Origin of the sequence: Sphingopyxis flava (assembly GCF_900168005.1) — a bacterium.
In the GTDB taxonomy this organism is placed as follows: domain Bacteria; phylum Pseudomonadota; class Alphaproteobacteria; order Sphingomonadales; family Sphingomonadaceae; genus Sphingopyxis; species Sphingopyxis flava.
In genome coordinates this window covers 52,261-65,892 of record NZ_FUYP01000006.1, presented here as the reverse complement: position 1 = coordinate 65,892, position 13,632 = coordinate 52,261, and the positions used below count along the sequence as shown (strand labels likewise).

11 protein-coding genes are annotated in these 13,632 nt (G+C 65.0%); 8 read left to right on the top strand and 3 right to left on the bottom strand.

The window, feature by feature from the left end:
* The first annotated feature begins 83 nt into the window (after nt 1-83).
* Together B5X69_RS06500 and B5X69_RS06495 are read left to right on the top strand one after the other, a co-directional pair.
* Nucleotides 84-1,256 carry a sensor histidine kinase gene (locus tag B5X69_RS06500; RefSeq protein WP_079637880.1) on the top strand — a complete coding sequence of 391 codons (1,173 nt, stop codon included), beginning with the start codon at nt 84-86 and terminating at the stop codon, nt 1,254-1,256.
* 1 nt (nt 1,257) lies between these two features.
* Nucleotides 1,258-1,989 carry a LytR/AlgR family response regulator transcription factor gene (locus B5X69_RS06495; protein ID WP_079637879.1) on the top strand — a complete coding sequence of 244 codons (732 nt, stop codon included), beginning with the start codon at nt 1,258-1,260 and terminating at the stop codon, nt 1,987-1,989.
* Between the two features lie 53 nt (nt 1,990-2,042).
* On the opposite strand, the gene B5X69_RS06490 is transcribed toward B5X69_RS06495, so the two are convergent.
* The gene (locus B5X69_RS06490) at nt 2,043-2,381 is read right to left on the bottom strand and encodes a UrcA family protein (RefSeq protein WP_079637878.1); all 339 of its coding nucleotides are present in this window, start codon (nt 2,379-2,381) and stop codon (nt 2,043-2,045) included.
* Nucleotides 2,382-2,609: 228 nt separating this feature from the next.
* Here B5X69_RS06490 and B5X69_RS06485 point away from each other — a divergent pair, with 228 nt between their 5' ends.
* On the top strand, nt 2,610-3,113 hold the full coding sequence (locus B5X69_RS06485) for a hypothetical protein (RefSeq protein WP_079637877.1): 504 nt from the start codon (nt 2,610-2,612) through the stop codon (nt 3,111-3,113).
* A 9-nt stretch (nt 3,114-3,122) separates the two neighbouring features.
* On the opposite strand, the gene B5X69_RS06480 is transcribed toward B5X69_RS06485, so the two are convergent.
* A complete protein-coding gene (locus B5X69_RS06480; RefSeq protein ID WP_139375692.1) occupies nt 3,123-3,581 on the bottom strand; it encodes a hypothetical protein in 459 nt (152 codons plus the stop codon).
* A 117-nt stretch (nt 3,582-3,698) separates the two neighbouring features.
* On the opposite strand from B5X69_RS06480, the gene B5X69_RS06475 reads away from it, so the two are divergent.
* Complete coding sequence (locus B5X69_RS06475; RefSeq protein ID WP_079638011.1) at nt 3,699-5,234, top strand: BCCT family transporter; 1,536 nt, start codon at nt 3,699-3,701, stop codon at nt 5,232-5,234.
* A gap of 298 nt (nt 5,235-5,532) precedes the next feature.
* Here the strand turns inward: B5X69_RS06475 and B5X69_RS06470 are convergent, their stop codons facing one another.
* Nucleotides 5,533-6,684, bottom strand: a complete 1,152-nt coding sequence (locus B5X69_RS06470; protein ID WP_139375691.1) for a hypothetical protein — start codon at nt 6,682-6,684, stop codon at nt 5,533-5,535.
* A 167-nt stretch (nt 6,685-6,851) separates the two neighbouring features.
* Between B5X69_RS06470 and uvrA the strand changes: the two genes are divergently transcribed.
* The 4 genes from uvrA (at nt 6,852) to pstA (ending at nt 13,632) form a co-directional block, all read left to right on the top strand.
* A complete protein-coding gene (gene uvrA / locus B5X69_RS06465) occupies nt 6,852-9,743 on the top strand; it encodes an excinuclease ABC subunit UvrA (protein ID WP_079637874.1) in 2,892 nt (963 codons plus the stop codon).
* Between the two features lie 149 nt (nt 9,744-9,892).
* Entirely contained in the window at nt 9,893-10,942 is a 1,050-nt protein-coding gene (locus B5X69_RS06460) for a substrate-binding domain-containing protein (protein WP_079638010.1), read from the top strand.
* Nucleotides 10,943-11,006: 64 nt separating this feature from the next.
* The gene (gene pstC / locus B5X69_RS06455; protein WP_079637873.1) at nt 11,007-12,383 is read left to right on the top strand and encodes a phosphate ABC transporter permease subunit PstC; all 1,377 of its coding nucleotides are present in this window, start codon (nt 11,007-11,009) and stop codon (nt 12,381-12,383) included.
* Nucleotides 12,376-13,632 carry a phosphate ABC transporter permease PstA gene (pstA, locus tag B5X69_RS06450; protein WP_079637872.1) on the top strand — a complete coding sequence of 419 codons (1,257 nt, stop codon included), beginning with the start codon at nt 12,376-12,378 and terminating at the stop codon, nt 13,630-13,632. Before pstC ends, pstA begins: the two co-directional genes overlap by 8 nt.

Below are 13,632 nucleotides of genomic sequence, written 5' to 3'. Positions count from 1 at the left end.
CATTCGACAAACCTCCCCCTCGCTTCGACTGGCGGCGAAGAGCGCGCTGGTCTTTGGCCGACGCCCTGCGATAGGGAGGGATCATGAACCCGTCTGACCCCCGCCTCTTGCAGCGCGACAAGCGCGCGCGGTTCCTCGCCGCCGCCCCCGACTGGCGCGCCTCCGATGCGCGCGTCAACCCGCGCGTCGCGATCGGTTCGATCGTCGCAATGTGGCTGCTCTATTTCCTCATCACCACCGGCCTTGCCCTATTGTCGGGCGCGCCCGATCAATGGGCGTATGTCGGCCGCCGCGCAATCGTTGTCGCCGCGGGAATCTTTTGTACCTTCCTGCTGTATCAGCTGCTCCAGCGCGTCCAGCCCCGCAGCTTCGGCGCGCGGCTCGCGACCGCGATGGGCGCTGCCATCCCGCTGGTCATCGTCTACGCGGCGGTGAATCTGCTCGTCTTCTTTTACTGGTTCCCATCCGAGGATACGCACAAGATCATCGCGGAGGTGCAGGCCAAATTCCCCGTCGCGTGGGAAATGGTGCTGATCCTCGACAGCTCGATCCGCTGGTATTTCTTCTTCGCCGTCTGGGCGGCGCTCTACGTTGCCTTCGGCTATGCCAATGAGATGCGCGCGGTCGAGCGGCGCGCCAACAATTATCGCCTCGAGGCAAAGAACGCGCAGCTCCGCGCGCTCCATTACCAGGTCAATCCGCACTTCCTGTTCAACACGCTCAATTCGCTCTCGACCCTCGTCATGCGCGGGTCGAAGGCCGAGGCGGAAGCCATGATCATGAATTTGTCGGCGTTCCTGCGCACGAGCCTTGCCATCGATCCCGAGCAATTTGTCAGCCTCGACGAGGAGATCGCCCTCCAGCGGCTCTATCTTGACATCGAGCAGGCCCGCTTTCCCGACCGGCTGCAGGTCGAGGTCGAGGTGCCTTCCGATCTGGAAGGCGCCTGCGTTCCGGTGCTGATCCTCCAGCCGATCATCGAGAATGCGCTCAAATATGGCGTCGCGCCCAGCAAGGGAAAGATCGGCGTGCGTCTCGCCGCGAGCCACGAATTCGGTCTGCTCGTGCTGCGCGTCGAGAATGACGTCGACCCCTCGGTTCCGATGCCCGAGCCTGGCACGGGCGTGGGTCTCGGCAACGTCCGCGAGCGCCTCTTGACCCGCTATGGCCCCGCGGCGGGCTGCGAATGGGGCCGCTCGGACAGCGGCGGCTTCTTCGTCTCGCTGTGGCTGCCGCTCTCCCGCGAAGGCTGCTGACATGACCCAGACGCTGAGAACCCTGATCGTCGACGACGAACCGCTCGCGATCGAGCGGCTGCAGATTCTTGCCGGGCAGCAGGACAATGTATCGCTGGTGGGAACTGCAAGCGACGGCGCCTCGGCGCTGCGGATGGTCGAGGCGCTCGCGCCCGACCTCCTGCTCTGCGATATCGCGATGCCCGACCTCAACGGGCTCGAGGTCGCCTCCGCGCTCGACAAGCTCGACAATCCCCCTGCAGTCGTCTTCGTAACCGCCTTCGACCGCTATGCGGTCGCCGCCTTCGACGTCGCCGCGGTCGACTATCTTCTCAAGCCCGTATCGCCCGATCGCCTTGCGCGGGCGCTGGCACGGGTGCGCGAATGGCGCGCGACAGACCATGGCCGTGCGCGCAAGAGCCGATGGATCAGCGAATTCTGGGTCCAGAATCGCGGCGAGATGCTGCGCATCGACGCGAACCAGGTCGACCTCATTGAGGCCGAGCGCGACTATATGCGGCTTCATGTCGGCACCCGCAGCTGGCTCATTCACCAGACGATCAAGTCGCTCGAGGCGCGGATGGACCCCGACCAGTTCATGCGGATTCACCGCTCGAAAATGGTCCGCCGCGATGGCATTGTCGGATTGAAGCACCATGGCGACGGCGCCTGGAGCGTCGATCTTGGGGAAGGCGGCCTTCACCGTATCGGCCGCACCTATCTCCACGACGTCAAGACGATCATGCAGCCTTAGACGGCGCGAAGGCGGTCATGCGCAAAGCATGACCGCCTTCCGGCACGGATCGGTCATTTAGCCGCCACGTGCAAGGGACCTCCGTCCGCCAGCTTCTGGCCTGAGAACAGGCTGGCGAGCTGGGGTTCAGCGCTCCGCATCGCCGCGGCGCGGCATTCGCGGTACGCCAGAATCTCGTTAAGGTTCTGGCGGACCGTCGAGCGGCCTCCGCAAACCTCGTGCGATGCGCGCTTGACGCGCGCGGTCAGTTTTCGGCGTCCATCGGCGCTCGCAAGATCAAGGTCGCTATAGGACACCAGGACGTGCCGCCCCGCGCCGTCCTCGGCCGCCGCCGCGGGTGCGCCGGTCGCGACAAGGGGAACCGCGAGGAATATGAGGGGAAGTTTCGCCATTGAAATAGTCCTTTCGAACCAGGGGGATGCGGAATAGGGGGCCCGGACCGGGGAGACCGCTGCCTCCTATCCCGCACGGTGGTGATGCCCCCATCGCACGGCAGTTGCTTGCGATGTTCGACGGGTCACGGCGCCCTCTCGATGGGGAGACGAAAGGCGTTCAGGCATCGACGAATGGCCGGCTGCAAGGGCGTGCAACTTCTGCGCAGGGCGAAGCGTATATCCCGCATGGCCCGGCATGGGGGATCACGACACAGCGCAGACGCGCTCGCCAAAGCGGCACTCGCCGGCCTGCTCCTCGCTGGCGTAGGAGCCATCAGCGGAATCCTGCTTGGACAATTTGTCGCCGGCGAACGCTTCGCCGCCTCAAGCCCGGCGCACGCGAGTTTTGCAGAGCTCAGCAGCAATCCCGACGCTGTCGGCGCCGACGTCCTGCCGGCCTCGCTCTGCGATGGCTGCGCTGCGGGATATGTGCCGCCGACGCGTGCTTTTACCGCTTATGGGGTCGATGCCTTTGATCCGCCTGAAGCAGTTTTCCTCGACTATGCGCCGCCTCCGGCGGCCGAGGATGGGTATCGTTATGGAGGGAATTTTGAAGACGCTGCGCCCCCGCTCCCCTCCGCGCCGGACGCGCGCGCGGCGGGCGGCCCTGGGCTCATCGTCCTTTCCGACGATATGGTTCCCGGGGCGCCTCGCCCCGTCGCCGTTCCCATTCCGGCCGCCAGCGAATAAGGGGCTGAGCTAGGGCTTCGGCGGCGAAGCGGGCTGGGCGCAGCGCGTTATATCGCCGGCCCTGCAGGCGGCGACGTCCGCTTCCCATTGCTGGCGCTGCGCGGCGGCCTCGGCGGCGACCCGTGCTTTCTCCGCTTCGTACGCGGCGGTCTGTTCGGCATAGGCAGCCTCAGCCGCCGCCTGTTCCTGGGCGATCGCAGCGACCTGCTGTTCGTAAGCGACATTCTCGGCCTTGGCGCGCGCGGCCTGCTCCGCGTTGAGCCGCGCGGTGTTCGCGCGCTCCTCCGCCGTGGTGCCGTCGGGGGCTTCCTTGTCCTTGGCAAGGTCAGCGGCCACAGCATCGAGGTCGCCGGCCGCGCTTTCGGTCTGCTCAGCCGGCGGCGCTTGCGCCGCGCCCTCAAAGGCAGCGGCCGATCCCGCGCCGAGCAGCGCCAGAGTGCCCATCGCTGTCAAAATCGCTCCTGTCATCGAAGCGCCTCCTTCTTTACCTTGCAACAACTGCCCGAGAACGCCTCGCCCCAAATTGCGTTCCCCTCGCTCGCCCAATTTGACGCCTCCTGTTCGCCCCGTCATGCTGGCGGCTTCATGACAGCGCCCGCGCCCCGCTCGATCAACCGCCCGGTCTTCCTCATCCCCCTTGCGGTGCTTGCGACCGCGCTTGCCGCAAGCCTGTGGCAAGGGCCCGCCTTTCTCGCTGCCGAAACCGCGTCCAACGACTGGATATTGCTGCACTTCGGTCCCGTCTTCACGGTCGCGAGCGTTCTCTTTCTCGCGCTGCTCGCGGCGATCGCACTCTCGCCCTACGGCGGGTCGATCATCGGCGGCCCCCACGCAAAGCCGCTGCTCGGCCGTTGGCGCTGGTTCGCGGTCACCTTGTGCACCACAATCGCGACGGGCATCCTCTTCTGGGGCGTCGCCGAGCCGCTTTTCCACCTCAACGCGCCTCCCAAAATGCTGGGGCTTGTGCCGGGCAGCGATGGCGCGGCGACCTTCGCCATGTCGACAATGTTCCTGCACTGGACCCTCACGCCCTATGCGATCTACACGGTTGCCGCGCTCGCCTTCGCCATCATCTACTACAACTGGCGCGAGCCCTTTCGTCTCTCCTCCCTCTTCGTGCCGCTGCTCGGCCAGCGCGCGCACGGGCCGGTCGGCACGGCGGTCGACATTCTCTGCCTCTACGCGCTCGTCGCCGGAATGGCAGCCTCGCTCGGCGCCGGCATCCTGTCGCTTGCCGGCGGCGTTGAGGGGCTGAGCGGCTTTGTGGGCGGGGTGCCGCTTCGCTGGGCCATAGCGGGGCTGATCGTCGCGAGTTTCCTGATTTCGGCCGCAACCGGGCTCCAAAAGGGGATAGCGGGCCTGTCGGTCCTCAACACCTGGCTCTTCTTCGCCATCATCGCCTTTGTGCTTGCCGCAGGACCGCTCACCGAGATGCTCGCCCTGTCGCTGAGCGGCGGCGCGGACTATGTGCGCACCTTCATTCCCCGCAACCTCGGGCTCGACGTCGATGCCGACTGGCATCGGCAGTGGACGATTTTCAACTGGGCGAACTGGTTCGCGTGGGCGCCGGTGACTGCGCTGTTTCTCGGGCGGCTCGCGGTCGGCTATTCCGTGCGCGCCTTCATCTTGATGAACCTTGTCTTGCCTGCGCTGTTCGGCGCGCTCTGGATGACGGCGATTGCCGGCGCGGCGATCGCCATCGATCAGCATAGCGGTGCAAGCCTTTATGCCATCCTCGCGAGCGAGGGACCCGATCCCGTACTGTTCCGCCTTTTCGACGCGCTGGGCGGCGGCTCCTTCGTGACTGCGGCCGTACTCTTTGCGATCTTCCTCTCCTATGTCGCCGGCGCCGATGCCAATGTCTCGGCGATGAGCGCGCTTTCGACGCACGGCATCTCGCCCGAAGCGCCCGAGGCGCCGCTCGCCGTCCAGATCGTCTGGGGCACGACCGTCGGCCTCGTTGCGATCGTCCTCGTCGCCGCATCGGGTATCGACGGCATTCGCATGATGTCGGTGCTCGGTGGTTTTCCCGCGCTCTTCGTGATCGCGGGCGCCGCCTTGTCGCTGGGCGCGCTGGCCGTGCGGGGGCGCAAGGATACTACCCCCGCAAAGCCAGGATAGACGGCTTAACCGATGCGGGTGCGATCCTCAGAGCGTCCGCGGCGGCAGGCGCGCCGCCCTCGGCAACGAGCGCCGGCTTCGCCCCATACCATTCGCCACCAAGGGGTAAGCCGGCAGCGCGGCAGCCAGCGCGGCCGTCGCGGCTCCTATATATGCTCGCTTCATACCCCGTCTCCTCGGCCCCGTCGCCGCATCCAATGGAGCGGCGGTCATGGCAGAGGAATTTCGCTCGCCGTCACCCCGGGTCAAGCGAGGGTGCGCGCACCGGTCGAAGCCTTGGGGGCGTTGGTGGAACCCATCATATCTTGGCGCGCACGACACATGCCTGCAGCTTGGGTTGAAGCGCATCCAGGCTGAGTTCGGCGAGCGCTGCATTTTTCGCTTCGTCCGATACAAATGCCTTGGCCCCGCCCCCGACCGCCGAATTCTGGGCCGCCACTACGGCCTTGTCTGCGGCCTCTTCTGCCGTCGTCAGCGCCTTAAGTTCAGCCGCGATCCCAGCGGCATCAAAGGCGCTCCCGGCATCGCGCAGTCGCTGCGCGAGGACCCGCTCGACCGAAAACAGCGCCGCGGCGACCATTTCGAAATATTGGCGTTGCACATCAATCTTGACGGTACCTCCGGGCACGGACTTTTCGATGCGGAAGCTCGGCTGCACCTGGCTTGCGGCAAGCTGCGCAAGACGCGCGGCTTCCTTTCGCAAGGTGGCAGCTTGTTGATCGATTTCACCCTTTCGGCCCGCGATATCCCTGATCATGGCATCGACACGCTCTCTCTCCTCGGCGAGCGCTGCGCTCGTTTCTGCTCGCTGCGGGTCTGCTCCCATCTCGCCCAACAGACTTGCGCTCTTCGACCTGAGCGCCGCGAGCTGGTCTCCCAGCGCTTCTGATGCGCGCTCGGCGGACTCCGCGACCTGCCGAACGGCCTGTGCGGTCTCAGCGGCGGCTGGATCTGGTTGAGCCGTGCTCGTGTCGAAAAAGCTGATCCCGGCCGCTTCGGTCTTCACGCAAAGCACGGCATCGAGCGCTGAATCGAGCATTTGCGCCTTTTCCTTCGGCGCATAATAAGCGTTGCTGCGGTCGAGCACGGCGGCGCTTGCCGCCGCCGCGATCCGCCCATCGTCGTCCAGCCCGAAGGTGGGGCCGACCGCGGCGGCGATCGCTGCAAGGAAAGAGGGAACCTGAAACATCTGGCGCCCATCGGCGGCTTCGTGCGCCGCGCAGCGGTAGGCGCGCAGAAAATTGTTCGTCAGCTCGAGCGCCCCATCGACATTCCGATCGATCGCGCGACTCCCTTCCAGGCCGAGCTGACGGCAAGTCGAGGGCCGAGATTCGGAAATCACCTTGTCTACCTCGACCGGTGGCGGCGCGAAACTGAGCGTCGTACAGCCCCCCAGAGCTGCCGCGGCCGCGCTAACAGCGGTCAGCAGCGCAAATTCCCTAATGTCCATCATGTCCCCCGTCGAAATCCTATCCTCCGGAAGAAGATGAAAAATTCTGTGCGGCGTATAGGACGAAAGCGCCAAATCCAGGCCATTGCGACACTGCCGCGGCATTCCTATCTTCATCCGACGCGGCCCCTTGCGCACCAAGAACAAATCTGGAACAAGCCTCTCCCATGAGTCTCACTCACATCTCCGTGCGCGGCGCGCGCGAGCATAATTTGAAGGGCGTCGACGTCGACCTGCCGCGCGACAGCCTCATCGTCATCACCGGACTTTCAGGTTCCGGCAAATCGAGCCTCGCCTTCGACACCATCTATGCCGAAGGACAGCGGCGCTATGTCGAGAGCCTGTCGGCCTATGCGCGCCAGTTTCTCGAGATGATGCAGAAGCCCGACGTCGAGCATATCGACGGCCTGTCGCCCGCGATCAGCATCGAGCAGAAAACGACGAGCCGCAACCCGCGCTCGACCGTCGCGACGGTGACCGAGATCTACGACTATATGCGCCTCCTCTGGGCGCGCGTCGGCATCCCCTATTCCCCCGCGACCGGCGAGCCGATTTCGGCGCAGACGGTCAGCCAGATGGTCGACCGGGTGATGGAATTGCCCGAGGGCACGCGCGCCTATCTGCTTGCCCCCGTCGTGCGCGGCCGAAAGGGCGAGTATAGAAAGGAACTGGCGCAGTGGCAGAAGGAAGGCTTCACGCGCGTCCGCATCGACGGGACCTTCTACGAGATCGAAGAGGCCCCCGCGCTCGACAAGAAATACAAGCATGACATCGAGGTTGTCGTCGACCGTATCGTCGTGCGCGAAGGAATCGAGACGCGCCTTGCCGACAGTTTCGAAACGGCGCTGAAGCTGGCTGAAGGTGTCGCCTATGTCGACATGGCCGACGCGAAGGTTCCTGGGCGCGAGGGCGAGGTGGGCGGCGCGATGAAGGGCGCCGGGATACCCGACAATCGCCTGATCTTCAGCGAGAAATTCTCCTGCCCGGTCTCAGGCTTCACCATCGCGGAGATTGAACCGCGCTTGTTCAGCTTCAACGCACCGCAGGGCGCCTGCCCCGCATGCGACGGGCTTGGCGAGCGACTCGAGTTTGACCCGGAGCTTGTCGTTCCCAATCATGCGCTGAGCCTCAAGAAGGGCGCGGTGGTGCCGTGGGCAAAATCGAACCCGCCCTCCCCCTATTACATGCAAGTTCTCGAGAGCCTGGGCAAAGCCTATGGCTTCTCGCTCGAGACGCCCTGGCAGGAGCTGCCGGGCGAGGTGCAGCTCATCATCCTTTATGGCAGCGGCGGCAAGCCCGTCGAGCTGACCTTCAAGGACGGGCGCCGAACATATACGACGCACAAGGCATTCGAAGGCGTCATCGGCAACCTCAACCGGCGGATGCTGCAGACCGAAAGCGCGTGGATGCGCGAGGAGCTCGGCAAATATCAGACCGCGCAGCCGTGCGAGACGTGCCACGGCGCGCGCCTGCGTCCCGAACCGCTCGCGGTCAGGATCGCGGGCGAGGACATCAGCCAGTCTGCGCGGCGCAGCGTCGCCGATGCGCTCCACTGGTTCGGCACGCTCGAGGAGAAACTGGCCGATCAGCAAAAGCAGATCGCCCATGCGATCTTGAAGGAGATCAACGAGCGGCTTGGCTTCCTCAACAATGTCGGGCTCGACTACCTCAACCTCAACCGCACGAGCGGCACCCTATCCGGCGGCGAAAGTCAGCGTATCCGCCTTGCCAGCCAGATCGGCAGCGGGCTGTCGGGCGTGCTCTATGTTCTCGACGAACCTTCGATCGGCCTCCACCAGCGCGACAACGACCGGCTGCTCGCGACGCTCAAGCGCCTCCGCGATCTCGGCAACACCGTCATTGTCGTCGAGCATGACGAGGATGCGATTCGAAGCGCCGACTATGTCGTCGACATGGGGCCCGGCGCCGGCGTCCACGGCGGCGAGATCGTCGCTGAAGGGACGCTCAAACAGGTCCTTGCGAACAAGAAGAGCCTGACGGCTGCGTACCTGACGGGCGCGAAGAAGATCGAAGTCCCGGCGCATCGCCGTCCCGGCAATGGCTTTGACCTCATATTGCAGGGCGCGCGGGCGAACAATCTTCGCAATGTCACCGCGAAGATCCCGCTCGGCACCTTCACCTGCGTCACGGGTCTCTCAGGCTCAGGCAAGTCGAGCCTTGTCATCGACACTCTCTATGCGAGCGCGGCGCGGACGCTCAACGGTGCGCGGCTGGTCGCGGGACCGCACGACGCGCTGACGGGCCTTGAGCATTGCGATAAGGTGATCGACATCGACCAGTCGCCGATCGGCCGCACCCCGCGGTCGAACCCGGCGACCTATACGGGCGCCTTCACGGTGATCCGCGACTGGTTCGCGGGCCTGCCGGAGGCGCAGGCACGCGGCTACAAGGCGGGGCGCTTCAGCTTCAACGTCAAGGGCGGACGCTGCGAGACCTGCACCGGCGACGGCCTCATCAAGATCGAGATGCACTTTCTGCCCGATGTCTATGTGACGTGCGAGACGTGCCACGGCAAACGCTACAACCGCGAAACGCTGGAGGTGAAGTTCAAGGGCAGGAGCATTGCCGACGTACTCGACATGACGGTCGAGGATGCGGCCGACTTCTTCAAGGCGGTCCCGGCGATTCGCGACAAGATGGCGATGCTCTGCCGCGTGGGGCTTGGCTATATCAAGGTCGGGCAGCAGGCGACGACGCTCTCGGGCGGCGAGGCGCAGCGCGTGAAGCTTGCAAAAGAGCTGTCACGGCGCTCCACCGGGCAGACGCTCTATATCCTCGACGAGCCGACCACCGGGCTTCATTTCGAGGATGTGCGCAAGCTGTTGGAAGTGCTGCAGGCGCTGGTCGACCAGGGCAACAGCGTGGTGGTGATCGAGCATAATCTCGATGTCATCAAGACCGCTGACTGGATCGTCGACCTCGGCCCCGAAGGCGGGGTCAAGGGGGGCGAAATCGTCGCCGCGGGGACGCCCGAGCAGGTGGTGAAGGAACCGCGCAGCTTTACCGGGCAATATCTGGCGCCGCTGCTCGCCAGATAGGGTCAGGCGGCGGTCAGGACCCCATGGCGAGCAGCTTCCCCTAAAGACGCTGTCACAAACCCGTCACACAAATGTCCCATTGGCGGCTCGGCAAGTCGCCCGCGGGGGTGGCGGCTTGGTTTGGAAGCGACCCCCAACGGGACATTGTCATGTTGCAGAAATTTGCTTTGATCGCAGGCGTCGCATGTGCCGCGCTGGCACTGTCCGCGTGTCAGGATCAGGCGTCCATGGGCGGCGGCGCACGTGACTATATCAGCGCAGTCGGCTCCTCGACGGTCTACCCCTTCGCCACTGCAGTCGGCGAGACCTTTGCGGAGGCCACCGGCAACAAGACACCCAAGATTGACAGCACGGGGACCGGCGGCGGCTTTGAGCGCTTCTGCGCCGGCCTCGGCGGCGACACACCCGACATCGCCAATGCGTCGCGCCGGATCAAGAAGTCGGAGTTCGATCGCTGCGCCGCGAACGGTGTGACCGAAATCGTCGAAATCCAGATTGGAATCGACGGCATTGCTCTTGGCGAGGCGGCACGCGGACCGGGCTTCAAGCTCACCGAGGAAGATGTCTACAAGGCGCTCGCCGCAAACCCCTATGGCAAGCCCAACACGGCGAGGACATGGAAGGATGTGAACCCCGCGCTCCCCGCGGTCGGCATCTCGGTCTTTGGCCCGCCATCGACAAGCGGCACCTATGATGCGTTCAAGGAACTGATCCTCGCCCGCGGCTGCGACGCGAACCCCGACATGAAGTCGCTGAAGGACAAGGACAAGGAGCAGCATGAGGCGGTTTGCACCAACCTGCGCGGTGCGCCTTATTATGTCGAGCAGGGCGAGAATGATAATCTCATCATCTCGAAGCTCGACAAGAACCCGGAGAGCCTCGGCATCTTCGGCTTTTCCTACCTCGATGCGAACAAGGACAAGATCAAGGCGGTGCCGGTGCAGGGTGTCGCGCCGACCTATGCGACGATCGCCGACGGCAGCTACCCCGGATCGCGGCCGCTGTTCCTCTATGTCAAAAAGGCGCATGTCGGCGTCGTTCCGGGCCTCGCGGACTATGTCAGAGAATTTGTCAATGGCGCGGGCGAGGGGGGCTATCTGGCCGCCAAGGGACTGATCGTGTCGCCAAAGAGCGTCGCCGAGGCAGCGCGGGCTGCAGCGAAGGATATGACGCCGCTCGATGGGGCGGGGCTGAAGTAGAAGACGAGACGAGCCCCCTCTCCGCTCGATCCGAGCGGGAGGCGGGCCGGTCAAGGAAAGCCAAGTGACCTTCAACGCCCCTGCTCTCCTGTTCGTGATTGTCGGCCTCGCGCTGATCGGCTGGCTTGCCGGCCGGGCGCGGTCCGCGCTGCTCGCCGCACGCGCGGGAGTGAAGCTCCATTCGCGCCCGCAATATCATGGCTGGTACGTCGCCTTGTGGCTGTTCGCGCCCGCCGCCCTTTTCCTTGCCCTCTGGTCGAGCGTGTCGCCCGCGCTGGTCACAAGCGCCGTGCTCGAGACCCCCGCAGCACAAGGCCTGCCCGAATTCGGCTTCGAGCGCGGGGCGATCCTCTCCGATGCACGCAGCACGGCTGCAGGGCGGCAGGCGGCCGTACGGCTTCCCGCCGCAGCGCCGCTCGTCGAGCCTTACCGGCAGGCGGCGCAGCGCTATGGCGCGATCGGAATCGGGGCAATGCTCGCGCTCGCGCTTGCCGGCGGACTTTATGGCTATTCGCGGGTCGGGCCCGGCCTGCGCGCGCGCTCGCGGGTCGAGCGGATCGTGATGGCGATGCTTCTCCTCGCCTCGCTCGTCGCGATCCTCACGACCTTCGGTATCGTGATGTCGCTTCTTTTTGAATCGATCCGCTTCTTTCGCCTCGTTTCGCCGGCTGAACTGCTCTTTGGTACCCACTGGAACCCGCAAAGCGGCGCGCCGCAGCCCGGCACCTTCGGCGGCATTCCGCTCTTCTGGGGTACGGTGCTGATCGGCGCGATCATCGCGATGATCGTCGCGATACCGATCGGCATGATGACCGCTGTCTATCTCACCCAATATGCCGCGCCGCGCGTACGGCGATGGGTGAAGCCGTGCCTTGAGGTCCTCGCAGGCGTGCCGACGGTAGTTTATGGCTATTTCGCCGCGCTCACCGTCGCCCCTGCCCTGCGCGAATTTGCAGCGATGCTGGGGGTACCCAACGCCTCGAGCGAAAGCGCGCTCGCCGCGGGCATTGTCATGGGCGTGATGATCATCCCCTTCATCTCGTCGATGGCCGACGACAGCATCAACGCCGTGCCGCAGGCGATGCGCGACGGGTCGCTGGCGCTCGGGGCAACGCCGAACGAAACGATCCGCGAGGTGCTCATACCCGCGGCGCTCCCCGGCGTGATGGGCGGCATTCTGCTCGCAGTAAGCCGCGCCATCGGCGAGACGATGATCGTTGTCATGGCCGCAGGCCTCTCGGCCAACCTCACCGCCAACCCTTTTGCAAGCGTCACCACCGTGACCGCGCAGATCGTAAAACTCCTCACCGGGGACCAGGAGTTCAACAGCGCGAAAACGCTGGCAGCGTTCGCGCTCGGCCTCGTGCTCTTTCTCGTCACGCTGCTGCTCAACATTGCCGCGCTGCGCATCGTCAAGAAATATCGCGAAGCCTATGAATAGACAGACCGCCCCGACCGACTGGAAGGCCCCCGCGATGCAAAGGCGGATCGCGGCGCGCTACGCTGCCGAACGCCGGTTCAAGGCGATGGGGCTTGGCGCCGTGCTCCTCTCCGCTCTCTTTCTCGCCTTCCTGCTCACCGTCATGGTCGGAAATGGTGCGCGCGGCTTCACCTACACCCATGTCGCCGTGCCGATCGATTTCACGGCCACGCCGCTGCCCGTCGAGCCCTCGCGGCTCGGCGACCCTGACGCCGATCAGCTGATCGCGAACGCCGGGCTTGCCGAGATCGTCGCCCTCGCCGCCGACGAGGCGCTCGGCGAGAACGGATCCGCGCTGATCAGCGATAATGCATGGAAGGACGTGCGCCGCGCGATCAAGGACGACCCAGCCCTGCTTCGCGCCAAGAGCGTCTTCGAGCTTCCCGCCTCCTCCCTGGTCGATATCGCCGCCAAGGAAGGCGCGGCAGGCGCGCTCGGCGCGCGGGTCGACGCACTGACGAGGGAAGGCAAGCTTGCCAGGCACATCCATTGGTCCTTCTTCCGCAACGCCGATGCGACCGATCCCGCGCTCGCCGGCATCTGGGGGGCGCTCAAGGGATCGGTGCTGACGATCATCATCGCCTTTCTGATCGCCTTCCCGACGGGTGTCCTCGCAGCGCTCTATCTTGAAGAATATGCGCCGAAGAACCGCTGGAGTGACCTCATCGAGGTCTCGATCAACAATCTGGCCGCCGTGCCCTCGATCATCTTCGGCCTGCTCGCGCTCGCGGTGTTCATCAACTGGTTCGGACTTTGCCAGGCCAGCCCGCTGGTCGGCGGGCTCACGCTCGCGCTGATGACGATGCCCGTGATCGTCATCGCAAGCCGCAATGCGATCAAGGCGGTCCCGCCGTCGATCCGCGATGCAGCGCTCGGCGTCGGCGCGAGTCCGGTGCAGGTCGTGTTCCATCATGTCCTCCCCCTCGCGCTCCCCGGCATCCTGACCGGGACGATCATCGGCATGGCCCGCGCGCTCGGCGAGACAGCGCCGCTGCTCCTCATTGGGATGCGCGCCTTCATCGGTGACGTGCCGGGAGGCATTTGTTCGCCTTCGACGGTGCTGCCGATGCAGATCTTCCTCTGGTCGGACGAGGTCGACCGCGGCTTTGTCGAGAAAACCTCGGCGGCGATCATCGTGCTCTTGATCGTGCTGCTGTCGATGAACGCACTTGCCATCTATCTTCGCAACAAGTTTGAAAAACGCTGGTGA